This is a genomic window from Methyloprofundus sp. (genome assembly GCF_965251085.1).
GTDB lineage: Bacteria > Pseudomonadota > Gammaproteobacteria > Methylococcales > Methylomonadaceae > Methyloprofundus.
Genome location: NZ_OZ252594.1, coordinates 737498 through 758240, shown reverse-complemented (window position 1 = coordinate 758240; position 20743 = coordinate 737498). Strand labels below are relative to the sequence as shown.

The 20743-nt window shown below is 41.5% G+C and carries 15 protein-coding genes; 5 read left to right on the top strand and 10 right to left on the bottom strand.

Going from position 1 to position 20743, the window contains the following annotated elements; genetic code table 11:
* Window positions 1–3 precede the first annotated feature (3 nt).
* Window positions 4–2778 (top strand): formate dehydrogenase subunit alpha, encoded by a 2775-nt coding sequence (gene fdhF, locus ACQY3F_RS03640; protein ID WP_428353553.1) that lies wholly within the window; start codon window positions 4–6, stop codon window positions 2776–2778.
* Window positions 2779–3182: 404 nt separating this feature from the next.
* Here the strand turns inward: fdhF and ACQY3F_RS03635 are convergent, their stop codons facing one another.
* The 5 genes from ACQY3F_RS03635 to ACQY3F_RS03615 all read right to left on the bottom strand — a co-directional run bounded on the left by ACQY3F_RS03635 (window position 3183) and on the right by ACQY3F_RS03615 (window position 8707).
* Window positions 3183–3314 (bottom strand): hypothetical protein, encoded by a 132-nt coding sequence (locus tag ACQY3F_RS03635; protein ID WP_428357597.1) that lies wholly within the window; start codon window positions 3312–3314, stop codon window positions 3183–3185.
* An 85-nt stretch (window positions 3315–3399) separates the two neighbouring features.
* Window positions 3400–3765, bottom strand: coding sequence for a YigZ family protein (locus ACQY3F_RS03630; protein WP_428353551.1), 366 nt, complete (start codon window positions 3763–3765; stop codon window positions 3400–3402).
* A gap of 47 nt (window positions 3766–3812) precedes the next feature.
* Window positions 3813–4946: a methyltransferase gene (locus tag ACQY3F_RS03625; protein WP_428353549.1), complete on the bottom strand. Its 1134-nt coding sequence runs from the start codon at window positions 4944–4946 to the stop codon at window positions 3813–3815.
* A gap of 150 nt (window positions 4947–5096) precedes the next feature.
* Window positions 5097–6689: a protein adenylyltransferase SelO gene (locus ACQY3F_RS03620; protein ID WP_428353547.1), complete on the bottom strand. Its 1593-nt coding sequence runs from the start codon at window positions 6687–6689 to the stop codon at window positions 5097–5099.
* Between the two features lie 353 nt (window positions 6690–7042).
* On the bottom strand, window positions 7043–8707 hold the full coding sequence (locus ACQY3F_RS03615; protein WP_428353546.1) for an FAD-dependent oxidoreductase: 1665 nt from the start codon (window positions 8705–8707) through the stop codon (window positions 7043–7045).
* A 182-nt stretch (window positions 8708–8889) separates the two neighbouring features.
* Here ACQY3F_RS03615 and ACQY3F_RS03610 point away from each other — a divergent pair, with 182 nt between their 5' ends.
* Complete coding sequence (locus ACQY3F_RS03610) at window positions 8890–9594, top strand: sulfite exporter TauE/SafE family protein (protein WP_428353544.1); 705 nt, start codon at window positions 8890–8892, stop codon at window positions 9592–9594.
* Entirely contained in the window at window positions 9591–10550 is a 960-nt protein-coding gene (locus ACQY3F_RS03605; RefSeq protein ID WP_428353543.1) for a sigma-54 interaction domain-containing protein, read from the top strand. Before ACQY3F_RS03610 ends, ACQY3F_RS03605 begins: the two co-directional genes overlap by 4 nt.
* Before the next feature lie 326 nt (window positions 10551–10876).
* On the opposite strand, the gene ACQY3F_RS03600 is transcribed toward ACQY3F_RS03605, so the two are convergent.
* The 3 genes from ACQY3F_RS03600 to ACQY3F_RS03590 form a co-directional block, all read right to left on the bottom strand.
* Window positions 10877–14248, bottom strand: coding sequence for a DUF748 domain-containing protein (locus ACQY3F_RS03600; protein WP_428353542.1), 3372 nt, complete (start codon window positions 14246–14248; stop codon window positions 10877–10879).
* Between the two features lie 281 nt (window positions 14249–14529).
* The gene (locus ACQY3F_RS03595) at window positions 14530–15834 is read right to left on the bottom strand and encodes an ammonium transporter (protein WP_428353541.1); all 1305 of its coding nucleotides are present in this window, start codon (window positions 15832–15834) and stop codon (window positions 14530–14532) included.
* Window positions 15835–15849: 15 nt separating this feature from the next.
* Window positions 15850–16188: a P-II family nitrogen regulator gene (locus ACQY3F_RS03590; protein ID WP_428353539.1), complete on the bottom strand. Its 339-nt coding sequence runs from the start codon at window positions 16186–16188 to the stop codon at window positions 15850–15852.
* A gap of 223 nt (window positions 16189–16411) precedes the next feature.
* Here ACQY3F_RS03590 and ACQY3F_RS03585 point away from each other — a divergent pair, with 223 nt between their 5' ends.
* Together ACQY3F_RS03585 and ACQY3F_RS03580 are read left to right on the top strand one after the other, a co-directional pair.
* Window positions 16412–17905 (top strand): SulP family inorganic anion transporter, encoded by a 1494-nt coding sequence (locus ACQY3F_RS03585; RefSeq protein ID WP_428353537.1) that lies wholly within the window; start codon window positions 16412–16414, stop codon window positions 17903–17905.
* A complete protein-coding gene (locus tag ACQY3F_RS03580; protein WP_428353536.1) occupies window positions 17905–18789 on the top strand; it encodes a universal stress protein in 885 nt (294 codons plus the stop codon). The genes ACQY3F_RS03585 and ACQY3F_RS03580 overlap by 1 nt, the downstream gene beginning before the upstream one ends.
* A gap of 271 nt (window positions 18790–19060) precedes the next feature.
* Here the strand turns inward: ACQY3F_RS03580 and ACQY3F_RS03575 are convergent, their stop codons facing one another.
* The gene (locus tag ACQY3F_RS03575) at window positions 19061–20311 is read right to left on the bottom strand and encodes an ammonium transporter (RefSeq protein ID WP_428353534.1); all 1251 of its coding nucleotides are present in this window, start codon (window positions 20309–20311) and stop codon (window positions 19061–19063) included.
* Between the two features lie 24 nt (window positions 20312–20335).
* Window positions 20336–20674: a P-II family nitrogen regulator gene (gene glnK, locus ACQY3F_RS03570; protein ID WP_428353533.1), complete on the bottom strand. Its 339-nt coding sequence runs from the start codon at window positions 20672–20674 to the stop codon at window positions 20336–20338.
* Window positions 20675–20743 lie beyond the last annotated feature (69 nt).

Here is a 20743-nt window from a genome sequence, read left to right as displayed (position 1 = left end):
ACTATGGCTGCTAACCCAGACACACTAAACGAACCCATGATCAACTTCACTCTTGATGGCGAAGAAGTTTCTGCTTTTGCTGATGAAACAATCCTGCAAACTGCAAAACGTTATGACAAAGAAATCCCCCACCTTTGCTACATGGAAGGTCTACGCCCTGATGGAAACTGCCGCGCCTGCGTCGTTGAAATTGAAGGTGAAAGAACCTTAGCGCCTTCTTGTTGCCGCTCCCCTGCAGCGGGCATGAATGTGCAAACCAGCAGTGAACGTGCTGTTAAATCACAAAAAATGGTGCTTGAACTGCTTAAATCAGATATGCCTGAGCAAGGTGAATCGCCTTATACAATAAACTCTGAATTAGACCAGTGGATTAAGAAACTGCAGGTCGGTAAACCCCGGTTTGAGTCACGCGCTCAACCTGCTGCGGATTTATCTCATCCTGCCATCGCGGTAAATATGGATGCCTGTATTCAGTGTACACGCTGTTTACGCGCTTGCCGTGAAGAGCAAATGAACGATGTTATCGGTTTCGCTAACCGAGGAGCGCATGCCGAGATTGTATTTGATATTGCCGACCCTATGGCTGCCAGTAGCTGTGTTGCTTGTGGTGAATGTGTACAAGCCTGTCCAACCGGGGCGTTAATGCCCGCGAATAATGTCGGTCTGCAAGTAGCAGATAAAACCGTTAACTCCACCTGTCCTTATTGTGGTGTTGGTTGCCTAATCAAGTATCATGTCAAGGACGACAAAATCCTGTACACCGAAGGCCGTGATGGCGATACTAATAAATATCGTCTGTGTGTCAAGGGACGTTACGGTTTCAACTATATTCACAACCCACTACGTTTAACCAAACCTTTAATCAGACGCGAAGGTGTCGCAAAAACTGCGGAACTATTAGATCCTAACGATCTGGATAAGGTATTCCGTGAAGCGAGCTGGGATGAAGCACTGGACTTTGCAGCAGGTGGTCTGAAAAAGATTCGCGATGAGAAAGGCAAAAAAGCATTAGCCGGCTTAGGTTCAGCCAAAGGTAGTAATGAAGAAGCTTATTTGTTTCAGAAGCTGGTTAGAACCGGGTTTGGGTCAAACAATGTCGATCACTGTACGCGCTTATGCCATGCTTCTTCTGTTGTTGCCTTATTAGAGTGTTTAGGCTCAGGTGCGGTTTCCAATCCGGTTGAAGATGTAAAACTAGCTGACGTCGTTATTATCATTGGCTCAAACCCGACAGTAAACCACCCTGTTGGCGCAACCTTTATGAAAAATGCGACCAAAACCGGCACCAAGATCATCTTGATCGATCCGAATCGTACGGCGATAGCAAAATATGCATCGCATGTCCTACAGTTCCGACCCGATACTGATGTCGCTCTACTTAACGGCCTTATGCACGTTATTCTTGATGAAGGTTTGCAAAATGATGAATACATCAAAAAGTATACCGAAGATTTTGAGTTTATGCAGGCGCATTTAAAAGAATATAGTCCAGAAAAAGTAGCGCCTATTTGTGGCATTGATGCCGATACTTTGCGTGAAGTAGCACGACTCTATGCATCGTCAAAAAGCTCGATGATTTTATGGGGTATGGGTATTTCACAACATATCCATGGTACCGATAATTCACGCTGCTTAATTGCTCTAGCGTTAATGACCGGTCAAATTGGTAGACCAGGTACAGGCTTGCACCCACTAAGGGGACAAAACAATGTACAGGGCGCATCTGATGTAGGTTTGATTCCTATGGTTTACCCGGATTACGAGCCTGTGAATGATCCTGCCAATCAAGCTAAATATGAAAAACTCTGGGATACCAAATTAGACCCACAACCCGGTTTAACTACCGTGGAAATGATTCATGCGATTTTAGATGATAATATATTTGGTATGTTTGTCGAAGGTGAAAACCCGGCCATGTCAGACCCTAATCAGAATCATGTACGTGAAGCATTCGCTTATCTGGAGCACTTAGTTGTTCAGGATATTTTCTTAACTGAAACTGCAGGCTTTGCTGATGTTATTCTGCCAGCCTCTGCTTTCTACGAAAAAGATGGGACTTTCTCTAATACTGACCGACGAGTGCAAATGGGTCGCCAGGCTGTTAATCCACCAGGCGATGCAAAACAGGACTTATGGATTCTACAGGAAATCGCTAATCGCCTGGGTTGTGGTTGGACTTATCAAGGCCCGGAAGATGTGTTTAATGAAATGCGTCAAGCGATGGGCAGTATTGCCGGAATGACCTGGGATAGATTAGAAAAGGAAGATTCATTAACCTACCCACTGGAAAATGTTGGCGACCCAGGTGAACCGATTATTTTTACTGACGGCTTCCCAACAGAATCAGGAAGAGGCCGGTTTGTGCCTGCATCGTATATTCATGCGGACGAAATGCCAGATGAAGAATATCCGTTAATTTTTATCACCGGTCGTCAACTTGAACATTGGCATACTGGTAGCATGACTCGCCACTCCCCAACTCTAGATGCCATTGAGCCAGATCCGGTGATTATGGTTCATCCGGAAGACATACAAAAACTAGGTATCGAAGCCGGTGACATTCTTACGATTGAATCCAGACGCGGAAAAATTGCAGCTTATGCACGTGCCGATATAGGCATCCAGAAAGGTAGTCTATTTATGGCTTTCTGTTATAACGAAGCCAGTGCCAATTTAATAACCAATGAAGCATTAGATCCTTCCGCCAAGATTCCAGAATTTAAATTCTGCGCAGTTAAAGCCACTGCGGGTGGTATTATCGCAACGCGTATTAATTAAGTGTTATTAATGCCGCGCCTTTTGGCGCGGTAATTTTTATAGATTGCTGCTAAAGAAATAATTATAAACTCCCGATTAACCTACGGGTGAATCTAAGATTGTTTGAAAGTATTATATTAATTCAATATCTTCAGACCACCTGAACTCTAGGATAATAACTAGATGCCAATGATTGATATGTAGGTTGGCGCTGAGCTTGCGAAGCCCAACAATCACTGTGCAATACCATGTTGGGCTTCGTATACTCAGCACCAACCTACCCACTTTAGTATCATCTAATTATCTTGTGAAAACGGTAAGCTTTTGATTTCTTTATGTCGAGATCAGGAGCTCTGATCTTGCACTATAATTCACGCTCAACTGATTTTTCTAGGTTAAAGGCATGTCAAACACTCTCTTTGATTTTATTCTTTATTAATTTTCTCGCTTGGAAATATCTGCAAAAATTCATTACTTTGAATTTCAGGTAACTGTGCAATCAACCTAACGTGTTCGGTAAATTTCTTGCTAATAATTTTTCCTGAGAATTTTTTCAAAGTATATTCGAATAATTGTAGCTGATTATATTCCAGGACAAATGTCAATTTGATTAGTTCTATATATTCAAAAACGTCTGCAGCTTCAATGGCTTGCTTTGCTGTATTTCCATAGGCGCGCGTTAGGCCTCCTGCTCCTAATTTGACCCCGCCAAAGTAACAGTACGACTACGCATAGAACATTGATCAAATCATGCCCTTCTATGTATTTAAATATGGGTTTACCGGCGGTTCCTGATGGTTCTCCTGCGTCGTGAAAACGGCAAACGAGACCTTTCTCTGTTTTAATACGATAGGCAAATGCGATATGGTTCGCAGATGCATGCTCCGATCGTAAAGCCTTTAAATATGCGACCGCATCTGCTTCACCACTACAGGGGTAAATTAAGCCTATAAAACGTGATTTTTTAATATTCTCTTCTACTAAGGCTGGAACTTTAATACACTGCATTCTAGTTACCCGTCAGAGCTTGCTTAATCTGCGCACAGAACATTTTCTTAATTTGCAGCTTTAACGATAATAAATTTCGTATTGGATGCGACAAGCTCGACCTTAGAAAAATACTTTTTCAAACTTGACTGGTATCCCAGATGACGGTTGCCAATAACCCAGAGTTCACCGCCTGAACGCAGCACCTGTTTTGCCTGTTGAAACATGCGCATGGCAATATGGCTACCTATCGCTGCTTGCTGGTGGAAAGGTGGGTTGCATAACACGAGATCAACTGAATCTGGCGCAAAGTCGATTAATGCATCTGTTGCTGTAAATGTCGCTTTACGACCGTTAAAGGCACACTCGAAATTCTGCCGGGCCGAAGCCACAGCCATAAATGATTCATCAATAAAATGTAGCTGCGCAGCAGGATTATTATTTGCAAAAATCAGTCCAACCACACCATTTCCACAGCCTAGATCGATTACTTGCTGGTATTGATTTCCTTCCGGTAAATGCTGCAGAAAAAAGCGAGTGCCTATATCCAGGTTTTTATGCGAAAAAACATTGGCATGATTGCTAATCTGAAAATCAGTGTTTTCCAGTTGATACTCTACAGGATAGGGGTTTTCTGTAACCGGTCGCTGTTGATCAGCTTGTGCATAGATTAGGCGCGCTTTTTTAACCGCTTTTGAGGGTACCGTTTCACCCACCAGTCGTTCAACTGTTTGCCAGATCGAAGCGGATAAGTTTTTGACCATACCTGCAACTATAAGCTGGGTATCCGATGTAAAACTATCCTGTAAGCGGATCAATAGATCGTCAAAATACGCTAATGTTTTCGGTGCTTTAATCAGAATAAAATCGAATTTCCCGGCAGGTATTTGCAAGCTGTTAAATAGTTGCACCGAATCCTCAGCTAACTCGTTTAATGTCAGATTTTCAATGGTAGATTTCTGCGCGATAAATGAATCTGATACGCAACTCGGTCGAACCGAATGTAAAGCAACAGCTAAAGCACCGAAACTATCATTAATTATCAACACACGCGGATTTTCAACTAACTCTAATTTGGGTGCAACATCAGATAGTAAATACTCATCCGCCGCATCCCAGGCTCGGAGTTTATTGTTTTTTTCCAACGGGAAACGTTGTAATTGAAATTGTCCTTGAGCAGTTTGCATATAAGTTTCTGACATTCTAATTATTTGTTCGCCCTGATAATTTACTCATCATTTTATTTACCATGAAGGACAAGAAGATCATGAAGGGAATAATCCTTAAATACACAATCAACACACTTCTTCATGGCCTTCATTATCTTCATGGTAAAAACAAGATTTTAGTTGTCAAGAACTACAAGACAACATCGAACAACCCGCTTTAGTTCGAGCCCAATCCGGTCGTTTTTCTGCCCAGGTCTGGTATTCAGGTAGTTCATCATAGGGATGGCGTAGTACCTCCAGCAATTCATTCACCATACTATTATCGCCCTGCTCTGCTTTATCTATGGCTAACTGGGCTAAATAATTTCTCAACACGTACTTAGGATTGATAGCGTTCATTGCTTCCTTTCTACGCACATCATCCGTTTTATCTTGTTGTACTCTGGCAATATATTCGCGTAACCACTTTATTATTTGTGTTTTAATCCCTGCGCTTAATTGCTCAGGCTTATAATAAGCTTCTAGCAATTCGGCGATTAACTGCTCATCGCTTAAGGCTATTTCTGTAGAAATATTCGCCAGTTTCCGATAAAAAATTGTCATATCGGTTTCTGTTAACACTAATATCTTTAATAGATCATCCTGAAGCTTTTTATCTGTCTCTGGCTCAAACACCAGTATGCCTAACTTTTCATTGAGCATATTCTGGTAAGAATCTACAAAATTTTTGCTATACAGATTGAGCGCATTTTGTAGTGGCTCAACTTGTTCTATCAAAGGGTATATGGCATTTGCTAGCTGGTTTAAATTCCATGCAGCAATCTGCGGCTGATTACCAAAACGGTAACGCCGCTGCTCCCTATCGGTGGTGTTCGGCGTCCAATCAGGATCATAATTCTCTAGCCAGCCATAAGGGCCATAATCGATGGTTAAGCCTAGAATCGACATATTGTCGGTATTCATCACCCCATGCACAAAGCCTACGCGTTGCCAATGTACTATCATTTCAGCTGTCTTGGCACACACTTCATTAAACCAGTTCTGATATGTCGCTACGCTGGGTTCACCCAGATGGGGAAAATCCGTGCGGATGGTGTAATCAACAAGTTCACGTAATAAAGCAACATTTTGCCGCGCGGCATGAATTTCAAAACTACCAAAACGGATAAAAGAAGGCGCAACCCGGCAAACGACCGCACCTTTTTCCAATTGTGGATTACCACTATAGAACATATCCCGCACCACCTGTTCGCCCGTAGTTACCAGGCTCAACGCGCGCGTCGTGGGCACACCTAAATGGTACATCGCTTCACTACATAAAAATTCACGTACCGAAGAACGTAAAACCGCCAATCCATCCGCTGTACGTGAATATGGGGTTAGCCCGGCACCCTTTAACTGCATAGCCCAGCGCTCACCTTTTTGATTGCGCACTTCGCCTAAATTAATCGCTCGGCCATCACCCAGTTGCCCAGCCCAGTGCCCAAACTGATGCCCGCCATAACACATGGCATAGGGTTGCATGCCGATTGTTAACTGGTTACCAGAAAAAACCTGAGTGAAATAATCGCTCTGGCATTCAGCTTCGGATAAATCAAATAATGCCGCTACTTCTTTCGAATATGCAACTAATTGAGGTCCGCATACTGGAGTAGGTATCACTGCAGAATAACAGGCATCCTCTACTTGTCGAGGATGTTCTCCGGTGGTTTTATCAGCGGGAAGTTCATCGACGAAACGGTTATCAAACTGTAAATGATCAAGTTTATGTTGCATATTGATTTTGGTTGAGTGCAGAAATAATTCAGGATTATTCTGAAAAAGTTGGTTTAATCTAGAAAAATAAGTTGAACGCGAATTTATAGTGCAAGATATTAAATTAATATAACACTTTCAAAAAATGTCCGCTTAACCTCAGATAACCTGATCTCTCTGAAAACAATAGGATACTTATTACGGCTCGTAGGATGCTGCTGAGGAACGAAGCGCATCTATCGCGAATAATGCGCTTCGTTCCTCAGCAGCATCCTACCTATTTTAGTCTCACCTTATTACCTTTGATGAATTGCTATGCTTTTGATTTTATTAGGCTGGGATCAGGTGTTCTGATCCTCTAAAACTTACAACCATTACACCTGGTACTTTGCCTGATAGGTTTGCATACCTCCGGAAAGAATTCTGGCTTTATACCCTGATTGAAATAACAGTCTATAAGCATAATAAGCACGCTGACCCACACCACAAATCAGCCAGACCTCTTTATCAGCACTCAACTCACCTATACGCTTGCGCATTTCTTCTAGTGGAATATTGATTGCACCTTCAATGTGGTTCGTACTAAATTCAGCAGGACTGCGCACATCAATGATCTGCTGATCACTAGACTTTAATTGCGTCCAATCAGCCAAAGGCAAATCATCGCGCAAATTATTTCCGGCAATCATGCCAGCCATATTAATCGGGTCTTTAGCAGCGCCAAACTGCGGTGCATAACATAACTCGCTTTCTTCCAGATCATACACTGTGCCGTTTAATTGCATGGCCATGGAAATTACATCGACACGTCTGGCCACACCTTCATGACCAAAAGCCTGTACTCCAAGAATTTTGCCATCCGCTTTAGCATAGATTAACTTAATATGAATAGGATGTGCGCCAGGGAAATAGCCTACATGATTTCCCGGATGCAAATAAATTGCTTGGTAATCACTGATACCCGCGCGTTGCAGAGTTTTTTCGCTAGCCCCGGTCATGGCGATTGTATGATCGAATATCTGACATACAGCAGTACCCAAAACCCCTTTAAAACGCATGTTTCGCTCTAATTTCGGATCAAACGATTGTAATATTGCTCCCGCACAAATACGCCCCTGCCGATTCGCCGGTCCCGCCAGGGGTAATGAAAACCGCTGTTGCGTCACCAGGTCCTGAACTTCTACTACATCTCCCACTGCCCAGATTGATGCATCACTGGTCTGCATTTGCGCATTCACCTGAATCGCAGCACGCTCGCTAAGTTGTAATTCTGCCTGCTGTGCTAATGATGATTCAGGGAGTACGCCTATGGCTAATAAAACCATATCGGTTTCAATATGACCATTTGAATAATTAACTTCCAGTCCATTCTCTGTCTGTTTAAAAGATTCAACTGCCTGACCCAGTTGCAGTGTAATATTGTTATTTTCCAGACAATGTTTAACATAACTGGCCATATCTGTATCCAGAGGTGGCATGACTTGTGTGGCCATTTCTATAATCGTGACATCCAATCCCAGATGCGCCAGATTCTCAGCCATTTCCAGGCCGATAAATCCGCCGCCTATAATAACTGCACGTTTTGCTTTGGCAGCAGCGGCTTTTAATTTACGACTATCTGGGATGGTGCGCAAGCTATAAATATTTGGTGAGTCTATGCCCACCAATGGCGGCTTTATAGCCTTAGCCCCGGTTGCTAAAACCAGAGCATCGTAGGATTCTGTACGCGCAACTCCATCAAGCAGGTTGGTAACGCTAATCGTTTTATTAATTCTATCGATGGAGGTTACTTCATGTTGGGTATGCACCTGGATATTAAACCGGTCATTAAATACGTGCGGTTTAGCAACCAATAATTTTTCTTCTTCCTTAATCACATTCCCTACAAAATAGGGCAAGCCGCAATTAGCAAAGGAAACATGTTCGCCTTTATCAAATAACACTATTTCACAACTTTCGCATAAACGCCTCAATCGTGCTGCGCAAGAAGCCCCTCCTGCTACACCACCGACAATTAAAATACGTTTCTTGTTTTGCATTTGCTTTAACTCCATTGCGTTGAGAGATACCTTAAACCTAGAAAAATCATAAAATATAACGGTTATTTTGATGAGTCTGGTGAAATTCGATTAAATAATAATTTATCTATGCTATATAACACGGCTGATATGGCATATAACTTATTAATAATTATATTATAATAGCACCTACCTTACATTAAATGCCTTATGTTATTATAGCGATTATGGAATTCAATCAAGTAATAAGCTCACCCGTTTTTATTGCCTTTTTTATAGGCCTATTCAGTAGTCTGCACTGCGTGTCTATGTGTGGCTCTATTATTGGCACATTATCCTATAGTTTAAAACCAGAAATACGCAAAGATAAATCAAAAATGCTCACCTTTATTTTTAGCTATAATTTTGGGCGTATATTCAGTTATATGTTGGCGGGATTAATTATAGGCTTGATTGAATCAGTGCTCACGCTGCCTTTAGGAGCGGAACATGGCCATAGATTTTTACAGATCATATCAGCACTTATTATTACCGGCGCTGGTTTCTATATAGCAGGATGGTTTCCAAGCTTTGCCTATATAGAAAAAACCGGTTCGTATTTCTGGAAAACTATCGAACCTTATGGCCGCAAGCTAATTCCTGTCACCACCTTAAAACAGGCTTTTCTGTTTGGTATGGTCTGGGGCTGGATTCCTTGTGGACTAGTTTATACAGCACTCGCTCTGGCTGCCACTACCGGCGACATCACCCTCAGTATGCTTTCCATGCTTACCTTCGGATTAGGCACCTTACCTGCTGTTATGGGGTTAGGCATGGTTAGTTCATTTATTACCCGTTTGTCTAGTATGCAAACAACTAAACAAGTTATCGGTATGCTCTTAGTTCTGGTCGCAATTATTAGTTTATGAGTCATTTTAAAAATATCATCACCCACAACCCGGTGTTTGATAATGTGCTACGTAGCGCACGTATGGTCGCCGCAACGGACGTCACAGTCCTGATCAAAGGCGGAACAGGGACAGGGAAAGAAATACTGGCAGGAGCCATTCAAAACGACAGTCATCGAGCTGACAAGCCCTTTATCACCTTAAACTGCGCAGCTTTGCCCGAGTCACTTATAGAGTCCGAATTATTTGGCCATAGAAAAGGCTCATTTACCGGCGCAGTTGCCGATAAAAAAGGAATCTTTCAGGCAGCAGACGGCGGGACTTTATTTCTTGATGAGATCAACTCTCTACCCATCAACATTCAGGCAAAATTATTACGTTTTTTAGAAAATGGTGAATGTCTAGCCGTTGGCGATACAGTTCCTTATATGGTAGATGTGCGCATTATTTCAGCGACCAATAGCGATCTACAAAAACAGATTGATGCAGGAAGGTTCAGGGAGGATTTGTACTTTCGACTGAATGTCATCCCTTTAGAAATACCGGCGTTAAAAGAAAGAATTGAAGACATAGAACATTTACTGAAACACTTTAATGAGATTTTTTCTAAACAACATTCTAGAACAGCCCCAAAATTTAGCAAACAAGCCATTAAAATTCTGCAAAATTATGATTGGCCTGGTAATGTACGCGAATTACGAAATTTGTGCGAACGCACGTCAGTACTTTTATCTGGTCAGCTCATAGAAGCTGAAAATTTTCCTCATGACTTCTTTGCGACTAAAACGACCAGCTCAGATAACCAGGATTTTGCTTTGCCTGATGCCGGAATTAATCTCAATAAGCTGGAAGCCGACCTTATCCACCAGGCACTCATAAGAACGAATGGAAATCGTGCTAAATCTGCACGTTTACTGGGATTATCACGAGATACCCTCTTGTATCGTATACAAAAGCACGGTCTGGCAAATCAATAGTAAACTGCGCCAACCTCCAACCCGTAGTTGTAATGTAATAAGATAGCAAATTAGTAACTACTCAGCTTATCTGATAGTTACGAAATTAGATTGTATATTTCCAGCTAGGCACCAGAGAAGCAGGTATTTGATAATAAATATCATGATAGAACAAGCGTTTTGTAGATGGGCAAAGGAGGTACGACGTGCCCATCATGTTTTCGTTGATGGGCACGGATGAAGCCCTTTGCCCATCCTACAGCGTTTATTTTGCTGTAACTACTCAGCTTGTCTGAATTCGTTACGCAAATTATTATATTAGGTAGTGACGCCTTCCTTCTCGCTCCTTACTGCACTGTTAATGCCAACTCGGTATTTAACTGATTATTCTCAGCATCAGACACCACTTTACCATCGAGTATAAAAATTCGTGGCTGCTCGACTCCACCATTCTTGACCATATATCTAGCAATATTTCTAGCTCGTGTCAATGCCAGAATATTCAGCTTATTTTCATCGGGGGCAATCATCGCGGTTAACATATTATTAGCAACCGTATAAAATTCGCCCATATCGGGATAAGTTAACCTAGGCGTACCAAAGATAGAACGGTCAGCCAACTCAGGAAATGTCTTGATATATAAATCAGCAAGCAAGCGCTGATATTCATCCTCAGATAATTCTATATATTCGGCCCGTTTTGTTTTACCCGCTTTTTTTAATTCATCCGAGTATATCTTTTTTAGCTTATCCCTTAAGGCAGCCTGGTTCATCGCGGGCCAGTCCTGATTGGTATATGCCATTCCCTTTACTTCAAGACTTAGATCCTTTTTCTGCACTAGAGCCGTAGCTAACTCATCTAATTTTTTACCCTGCTCGGCATTGATTTCAGCATTACCTTCGGCAAATGTCACTACACTAAAATCAGCATCACTATTTAAAAAAGAACCAATCGCCGTAAAAGGAGATGCAGCCACTTTAGTTAGTAGATTAATAAAAACATCCAGTATCAATCCCCCCAGACTAAACTCAGGATCATCCATACTGCCTTTTACCGGCATATTGATACTGATCCTACCGTCTTTATCTTTTAGCAACACAGACGCCAAACGCAAAGGCAGTTTAACCGCATCTGGATTATCCACCTTTTCACCTAACTCGAATTGATCGATGACTAATTCATTAGTCGCAGATAATTGCTTATCGGTTACCTGATACCTTAAATCCAGCGACATTTTACCTTTTTCTATCTTATCACCGGAAAATTCAACCATATAAGGCGAGATGAAAGGTAAAGGAAAGCTTTTAAAGTGCAAGGCAATATCCAGATCATCTAGGCTGGAATTGAAATCACCCTGTATAGCAACAGGCGATAAATCAAAAGCTTTACCTTTTAGATCAACTTTGGTTTTAGTTTTCTGGTTTGATGAAATGCTATCTATTTGCCCTTTTAAATCATTTAAATGTACGACAAAAGGTAATATAAGTGAGTAGTCAGAAAAATCTGATGCTCCTTTTTTAATAGTAATTTTATCAATTTTATAAACAAAAGGACTTGCCGCTTTTTTGGACGAATTAACTTTTTTCGCAGCCTTGCTTTGCTTGGTAGGTTTATCGTCTACGAGCACATCATTAATATTAGTTGTCTTATCTTCCTTGATAGTCACTCTGGCATAAGGCTGATCCAAACTAACCGTTTTGATTTTTAAATTACCCGGCTGTAAATTAAAGTCTATCCCTGCCAAGGTTAATTTCTGCCATTTTAGAAAATCCTGGTTTAAAATCTGATCGCGGGTATGCAGCGCTTTAATATCAATTTGACCTCTGTATTGTAATTTCAGGTCCGCTTGTTTAGCTTGAGCAATAGATAGCTTACCCTGCGTATTAAAATTACCGCCAATAATATCCAGCTTCGCACCTTGATTTATATAAGGCTCAAAACTATCAATTCCTACTTTGCTTATCGCTATATCTAGATCTGTTTTAAAGGGCTCTAAAATTGAGTGCCCTGATATTTTAATGATGCCATGCTGATTAAAACGCGAATTAAAGGTCACCGGTAAGCGCGTCCCTTGCTGGTTACTATATTCAGTCAAGGTGAAATTCATATTCGTTAAATTCAAAGCCGCAGGCTTTGCAAGGGTATAGTCTTTAAACTGTAGGGCATAATTTTCAATTTTAAATTCACCCAGCTCTATTAACCACGGCTTTTCCTGCGCATCACTTGTTGTAGATTCAACAGGCTGTTGTGTGGTTTTCTCAGCATTCCGGGTAAATAAATTTTGATAATTAAGTTGGCCGTTTTTTGCCAGCCATAATTTGATCAGCGCATCACTTGTATTAATCGCTTGAATTTTAATTTTTCTATCCTGCAAGTTAATATCAAGTTCACTTGCTTTGATACCAGGAATTTTTACCAGCTCAGCATCTTTCTCAGTCGATAAAACCAGGTTCTGCAGATTTATAACACCCTGGTTTGCCGTCAGCTGTACTTCTTTATCAGTCACTAAATGATAATTCTTAAGCGCTATATCCAAAGCTCCTATATTGAGTAATACAGCCTCTGCATTGCGCGTGTCTGACAGATTGATTTTTGTGCCATTCAATCCTATGTCCTGAATATTAATATTCCAGGGTAACACCTGTTCCTGTTGCGCTTGTTGCCCGCTTTCCGGCTCTGTACCTGCTTCAGTTGCAAAAACTGTCTGATAATTAAGTTGACCAGAAGCTTCAAACCAGAATTGTAAATCTACCTCTGTGGATTCAATTTTTTGGATATCAATGGTTTGTCTATTAAGGTCTAGGCTTAGGCCTTCTACCGATAAACGAGGAATAGTTAAAAACTCCTGCGTATTTTCCTCACCGATAAATGTCAGACCCTCGGTCACTAAATTCCCTTCCGTTAATTTAAAAATCAGCTCATCATCGGGATAGGAAAGGTCATATTTAAAGCCTATGACCTGGGTTCCAGCTATCCATTTGAAGTGCACTAAATCTTGCAGAAACAAGCTCCATACATCATTAAACTTTAGCCCTTCTACATTAATTTCACCTTGAGACTGGATAGGGTTAACGCCGAAATTTCCACTCCAATTTAACCGGGTTCCTCCATTTAGGGCCATGGAAAAGCCTAATTCTGCACCTTTATCTACCAGAGTCGTAAAATTTTCCAGATGCAAGGTAATATTTTTGACTACCTTATGAACCGGTTCATTTTTTAATGCATCAACCGCTTGCAATTCGCCATTAATAAGGTCTATATTATTAATGATGATAGGGAAAATGCCCTCGGACTCTTCTTGCGTTTGCTCTTCCTCCGCCTCACCGCTGAGTAAATCACTAAAATTATATTGCTCATCTTTTAATGTTTCTATGCGTACAAACGGATCTACTAATTTTAAATCTTCTAACACCAAAGTCATATGTCTAATACTCGACCAGACCTGAACATTTGTAAAAAATTCTTTAAATGATACAAAAGTCTGTAAATCTTGCTCTTGCATGACAAAGCCTTGCAGACTTAATTCCAGAGAAAAAGGATTAAATTCAACCAATTCAAGTGATGCTTTACGCCCCGTTTCTGTCTCTATTAATTCAGGCAGTTTGCTTTGCATAAACTTAGGTAACAAAACAAAACCAGCTAATGTATAAAACAACAATAGGCCCACCGCAATCAGGACTGGTTTACGATATTTTTCAATTAACTGTGAAGTATCCATATAATTTAAGAATTCCGCTGTATAACATTAATAACAAAACATTTTCGGCATGCAAGCAATCATCACACAACTCAATAATAGTCTTTCTCTACTATTGCTTAGGAGCAAGGGTTTAATAATATCCAAAAGTATGACGCAGGATTTTGACATCACTGGCGTGCTAGGAAAGCAGGCGTAGTGAGGCTACGCAACTGTTTTCTAGTGCGACGGCTGGGTCAAAATAAACAACATCCCTGCGTAGGCAGTAACAAGTCAGACTCGGGTATTATTGAATTCTCATCCTACAAATTATGGTAGCCCGTTTCTTCATGTAAAACAATATCGAGACCTTCTACTTCATCGTCCTCTGACACACGTAGACCCATTAAACTATCTAGAACTTTTAAAATAACATAGGTACAAGCCACACTCCAGATAACTGTTGCCAATACAGCGACTGCCTGGACACCCACCTGATGTAATATAGTCACACCACCTAACCCAAGTCCGCCCATACTTTCAGCGGCAAACACGCCGGTTAAAATCGAGCCCACTATGCCGCCAACTCCATGCACTGGAAAGACATCCAGAGAATCATCTATATGAAAGTGACGCTTGATAATTTGTACTGCATAAAAACAGACTATACCTGCTGTTATACCTATTGCCAAGGCTCCGACAGGACCTACATAGCCAGACGCAGGGGTAATAGTACCTAAACCAGCAACCATTCCAGTGACAATACCTAGTACACTGGGTTTACCAAAACGTATCCACTCCATCACCATCCAGGTTAATGATCCTGCTGCTGCACTGATGTGAGTAACTAACATCGCCATCCCAGCAGAACCATCGGCTGTCAAAGCGCTACCTGCGTTAAAACCAAACCAGCCTACCCATAACATTCCTGCTCCAGTAACCACCATCGGCATATTATGCGGTGGCATTGCAACAGTCGGAAAACCTTTTCTGTTGCCCAGCACTAACGCAGCAACCAAGGCAGAAATACCTGCGGTAATATGGATCACAATTCCACCGGCAAAATCCATAACACCCATTTCTGCTAACCAGCCACCACCCCAGACCCAGTGACACACAGGTACATAGACAAATAGCGCCCAACAAGCACTAAAGACCATCATAGTGGAAAACTTCATTCTTTCGGCAAATGCCCCCACAATTAAAGCCGGGGTAATAATGGCAAAAGTCATCTGAAACATAAAAAATACGGATTCAGGTATATTACCAGTCAGGCTATCAGGACCCATATCGGCAATAAAGGCCTTAGATAAACCCCCTATAAAAGACTGCACAGCGCCGCCGTCAGTAAAAATCAGGCTGTACATACCGACTAACCACATAATGGATATCATGCAAGTAATAGCAAAACATTGCATTAATACAGATAAGACGTTTTTGCTACGTACCAAACCTGCATAAAATAGTGATAAACCAGGCAATGTCATAAATAAAACTAAGACAGTGGAGGTTAAAACCCATGCCGTATTTGCCTGATTTAGCTCATCAGCTACTGCCAAACCAGGTAACAAAATCATAGCTATTAATAAAATAGTTTTTTTATAGTTTTTTTTGTCTAAATTATTCATTATATACCCTATCGTTTAAACTGCCTCATCGCCCATTTCTCCGGTACGAATACGTACTACTTGCTCGAGATTCGTCACAAAAATCTTACCATCACCGATTTTTCCAGTATTAGCAGCCTTAACAATCGTTTCTATGGCTTGCTCAACATTCTCATCAATGACAGCAATTTCCATTTTTACTTTAGGTAAAAAATCTACCACATATTCAGCACCTCGATATAACTCCGTGTGCCCTTTTTGACGACCAAATCCTTTAACTTCGGTAACCGTCACCCCGCTAATACCTATTTCTGATAATGCGCCACGGACATCGTCTAGCTTAAAAGGTTTTATAATCGCAGTGATTAATTTCATAATAGCTTTCCTGATATTAAAAAAAACGAATGCCCATTCTACACAATAATAATGATGCATTGCAGACAAAGTATTATCCAGAGCAATTTTGACCTTTGCAGATTATCTCTACTATAAAATAAATATATGCTGACACTCAGTAGTTGGTATGATATCCGGTTATATTTTTTAGTGTATGGATACACAATCGTTACAAATCCTTATAACTCCTTACAAGTTAAACATGCTCTTACTTTCAAAAAAACAAGACTGGCTTGGCAATATACGTGGTGATGTGCTTGCCGGTACAGTCGTTGCCTTAGCCCTTATTCCTGAAGCCATTGCCTTTTCTATTATTGCCGGCGTAGACCCAAAGGTAGGTTTATACGCTTCATTTTGCATCGCAGTCATTACCGCCTTTATTGGTGGCAGACCTGGGATGATTAGCGCAGCTACGGGTGCAATGGCACTATTGATGGTAACCCTGGTTAAAGACTACGGTTTGCAATATTTGTTAGCTGCCACTCTATTAACTGGCGTACTACAAGTTATTTCTGGCTATATAAAACTTGGCAGTCTGATGAGCTTTGTCTCACGCTCAGTGGTCACTGGCTTTGTAAATGCTCTGGCTATTCTAATCTTTATGGCCCAGCTGCCTGAATTAACCGATGTTAGCTGGCATGTTTATGCCATGACTGCTGCAGGGCTAGGCATTATTTACTTATTCCCTTACGTGCCATTTGTGGGTAAAACTATCCCCTCTCCTCTGGTCTGTATTGTTGGCCTGACAGGGGTTGCAATTTATCTAGGTCTGGATATTCGTACCGTAGGTGATATGGGCGAGTTACCCGATACGCTGCCCATCTTTTTGTGGCCAGAAGTTCCGTTAACTTTCGAAACATTGCAAATTATCTTTCCATACTCCGCAGCATTAGCTGTCGTTGGCATGTTAGAGTCCTTAATGACGGCAACGATTATTGATGATTTAACTGACACTAGCAGTGATAAAAACCGCGAGTGCAAAGGACAGGGAATCGCCAATATAGGCGCGGGACTTTTAGGCGGCATGGCGGGTTGTGCAATGATTGGCCAATCGGTTATTAATATTAAATCAGGAGGGCGCGGACGTTTATCAACCTTAATTGCCGGCATATTTTTGCTAATTATGGTAGTTTTCTTAAATGAGTGGCTCTCCTATATTCCTATGGCAGCCTTGGTTGCAGTCATGATTATGGTATCCATTGGTACATTTAGCTGGGACTCCATTATCAACTTAAAATCTCACCCGTTTTCCGCCAATGTGGTTATGGTCATGACGGTGATTGTGGTCGTTTGGACCCACAACCTGGCCTATGGTGTCTTTGTCGGTGTGCTACTCGCCTCATTATTCTTTGCCAATAAAATTGCGCATTTTATGTATGTAGAATCAGCAATAAGCGCTGATAATGAAACCCGTACTTATATCATCCATGGCCAGGTTTTCTTCAATTCGGCCGACAAATTTACCAGCAACTTTGATTTTAAAGAAGTCGTGGATAAGGTCGTGATTGACTTAACACATGCGCATTTCTGGGACCTGTCTGCGGTAGATGCATTAGATAAAGTCGTTATCAAATTCCGCCGCGAGGGTGCAGATGTGGAACTAATAGGCTTAAATAGCGCCAGCGCCACTATTGTGGATCGGTTTGGCGTGCATGATAATCCAGAAGAAATTGAAAAAGTTATGGGAGGACACTGATGAATAATGATGATCAACAAAAACACACTCAACAACTTGTACTTGCCTGTATTGATGGCTCAACTATCAGCAGCGCCGTTTGCGATTATTCTGCCTGGATAGCACAGCGTGTTGATGCACCACTAAAACTATTACATAATATTGAACATCAGGAAACCCCAGTCACCTCTGATTTAACCGGAAATATCGGCTTAGGCACTCAGGAGCACCTGCTTGAAGACCTGACCCAGCTAGAGCAGCAACGCAGTAAGTTATTAATGCAACAAGGCAAGCTTATACTACACGCGGCTAAAGAGCGCGTCCAGCAAGCGGGTATCGCAGAGCCTATTACTGCTCAACGTCATGGTAGCGTGACCGAAAGCTTGATTGACCTGGAAGATGTTATTCGTGTTTTAGTGCTGGGTGTCCGTGGTGAAGGCCATGACCAGCAGCAAGAAAAAATAAGCTCTCATCTAGAAATGATGGTGCGCGCCATACACCGCCCTATTCTTGTGGTTAACGATGAATTTAAAACACCCGAAACTATTATGCTTGCCTACGATGGTAGCGAAGCCGCTGATAAAGCAGTAGAGATGGTGGCAAAAAGTCCGCTATATAAAGGACTGACCTGCCATTTAGTGTGTGTTAACAAGAATGCAGCCAATGCAGAAAGCCTGCTACAACAAGCACAAACAAAGCTTAAAACAGCCAATGAGCTAATACTTATCAGCACTTCTTTAAGCGGCAAAGCAGAGCTGGAGTTGTGTGCTTATCAGGAAAAACATGATATAGATTTAACCATCATGGGCGCATTCAGCCATACTCGATTACGGGAAATGTTACTGGGTAGTTTCACCATCAAAATGCTACTACATACTAAAAAGCCGCTGCTGCTATTAAGATAAAAAAAGGGCGCAATATCCAGGATATTGCGCCCTATATTTTCTTAGTTTGATGGTCTCAATTGCTTGCTTCGCTCAATGACTCCTTGGGGGGAGAAGAGAGAATTCAACAACCATGATCACCAACCAGATATGCACTAACAAATGTAGGGCGGAGCTTTAGCCCGCCGAGTTTAACTATTAGCGGGCTAAAGCGCCGCCCTACAGAAGCCTTTCTTATTATTAATAATTCAATGGGCAAAAAATCTGCCCACCTTAAACTTATTTACCCCTATTACTTACCAGAGTTAGTAAATTCCGGATACGCTTCCATGCCACACTCAGAATAATCTACACCTTGATATTCTTCTTCACTACTAACGCGTATCCCCATCACTAATTTAATCAGTGCCCAGGTAATCATGCTAGCAATAAAGACAAAAGAAAAAATAGTAGCAATACCTATTAATTGTGTCGTCAGGCTAGCCTCTTCATTCGACAGACAGACTGCCAGTAAGCCCCAGATACCAACCACGCCATGCACCGAAATAGCACCCACTGGGTCATCAACTTTCATTTTATCCAGGCTAATCACTGCAAAGACCACAAGAATACCTGCGATAGCACCAATAATAGTCGCTAACAGTGGCGTAGGCGTTAAAGGCTCAGCGGTAATTGCAACCAGACCCGCTAAAGCGCCGTTTAAAGTCATGGTTAAATCGGCTTTACCAAATAAAAGATGCGCCGTAAATAATGCAGAAATTACGCCACCGGCTGCTGCCGCGTTGGTATTAACAAAGATCAGAGCGACCGCGTTTGCTTCGCCTATATCAGAAATCTTAAGTTCCGAACCACCGTTGAAACCAAACCAGCCCATCCATAAGATAAACATACCCAGGGTTGCTAATGGCATATTACAGCCTGGAATGGGATGAATCTCACCATTAGAGCCATATTTACCTGCACGTGCGCCTAATAAAATAACACCGGCTAATGCTGCGGTTGCACCACATAAATGTACTACGCCTGAGCCAGCGAAATCCAGAAAGCCCATCTCATCAAGAAATCCACCACCCCATTTCCAGTAGCCCTGAATCGGATAAATAAAACCGGTCATAACCACTGCAAAAGCTAGAAAAGCCCACAATTTCATACGCTCTGCTACCGCACCTGAAACAATAGACATCGCCGTTGCCACAAAGACTACCTGAAAAAAGAAGTCCGCCATTGATGAGTAATAAGTCTCGCCACCACTTGCTAAAACATCGGTAGCCGAGTGATCTTCACCCAGTAAAAAACTTATCCCAGGCCAGAAACTATTAACCGCATCTGCCGGGTACATTAAATTATAACCACATAACATATACATGATGCATGCAATGGCAAATAACGCGACATTTTTGGTTAAAATCTCGGTGGTATTTTTTGCTCTGACCAGTCCGGCTTCCAGCATGGAAAACCCTGCTGCCATCCACATAACAAAAGCGCCACTGATCAAAAAATAAAACGTATCTAATGCGTAACTCAGTTCAGTTAATTTATCCACTTTATATCCTCTCTTTATATATTTTTATATTGCTTCGTTACCGGTTTCACCCGTACGGATTCTGATAACCTGCTCTAAATTGGTCACAAAAATTTTTCCATCACCAATCTTTCCAGTATTGGCCGCATTAGCAATTGCTTCTATTGACTGATCAACTAAATCATCTGATACAGCTGCTTCGATTTTCGCCTTGGGTAAAAAATCTACAACATACTCCGCGCCACGATATAATTCAGTATGCCCTTTTTGACGACCAAATCCCTTTACTTCTGTCACTGTTACACCTGAAACACCTATATCAGATAATGCTTCACGCACATCATCTAATTTGAAAGGTTTTACAATTGCGGTAATTAATTTCATTTATTTCTCCGTTTTTCTAAGAAGTTCGAATAATAGATAAGCACACTATATGCCAACATTTAAGTTATT

What these genes read in the sequence shown, in the direction of transcription:
- fdhF (WP_428353553.1), top strand. Translation starts at nt 4, where the DNA reads ATGGCTGCTAACCCAGACACACTAAACGAACCCATGATCAACTTCACT.
- ACQY3F_RS03630 (WP_428353551.1), bottom strand. Translation starts at nt 3,765, where the DNA reads ATGCAGTGTATTAAAGTTCCAGCCTTAGTAGAAGAGAATATTAAAAAA.
- ACQY3F_RS03625 (WP_428353549.1), bottom strand. Translation starts at nt 4,946, where the DNA reads ATGTCAGAAACTTATATGCAAACTGCTCAAGGACAATTTCAATTACAA.
- ACQY3F_RS03620 (WP_428353547.1), bottom strand. Translation starts at nt 6,689, where the DNA reads ATGCAACATAAACTTGATCATTTACAGTTTGATAACCGTTTCGTCGAT.
- ACQY3F_RS03615 (WP_428353546.1), bottom strand. Translation starts at nt 8,707, where the DNA reads ATGCAAAACAAGAAACGTATTTTAATTGTCGGTGGTGTAGCAGGAGGG.
- ACQY3F_RS03610 (WP_428353544.1), top strand. Translation starts at nt 8,890, where the DNA reads ATGCCTTATGTTATTATAGCGATTATGGAATTCAATCAAGTAATAAGC.
- ACQY3F_RS03605 (WP_428353543.1), top strand. Translation starts at nt 9,591, where the DNA reads ATGAGTCATTTTAAAAATATCATCACCCACAACCCGGTGTTTGATAAT.
- ACQY3F_RS03600 (WP_428353542.1), bottom strand. Translation starts at nt 14,248, where the DNA reads ATGGATACTTCACAGTTAATTGAAAAATATCGTAAACCAGTCCTGATT.
- ACQY3F_RS03595 (WP_428353541.1), bottom strand. Translation starts at nt 15,834, where the DNA reads ATGAATAATTTAGACAAAAAAAACTATAAAAAAACTATTTTATTAATA.
- ACQY3F_RS03590 (WP_428353539.1), bottom strand. Translation starts at nt 16,188, where the DNA reads ATGAAATTAATCACTGCGATTATAAAACCTTTTAAGCTAGACGATGTC.
- ACQY3F_RS03585 (WP_428353537.1), top strand. Translation starts at nt 16,412, where the DNA reads ATGCTCTTACTTTCAAAAAAACAAGACTGGCTTGGCAATATACGTGGT.
- ACQY3F_RS03580 (WP_428353536.1), top strand. Translation starts at nt 17,905, where the DNA reads ATGAATAATGATGATCAACAAAAACACACTCAACAACTTGTACTTGCC.
- glnK (WP_428353533.1), bottom strand. Translation starts at nt 20,674, where the DNA reads ATGAAATTAATTACCGCAATTGTAAAACCTTTCAAATTAGATGATGTG.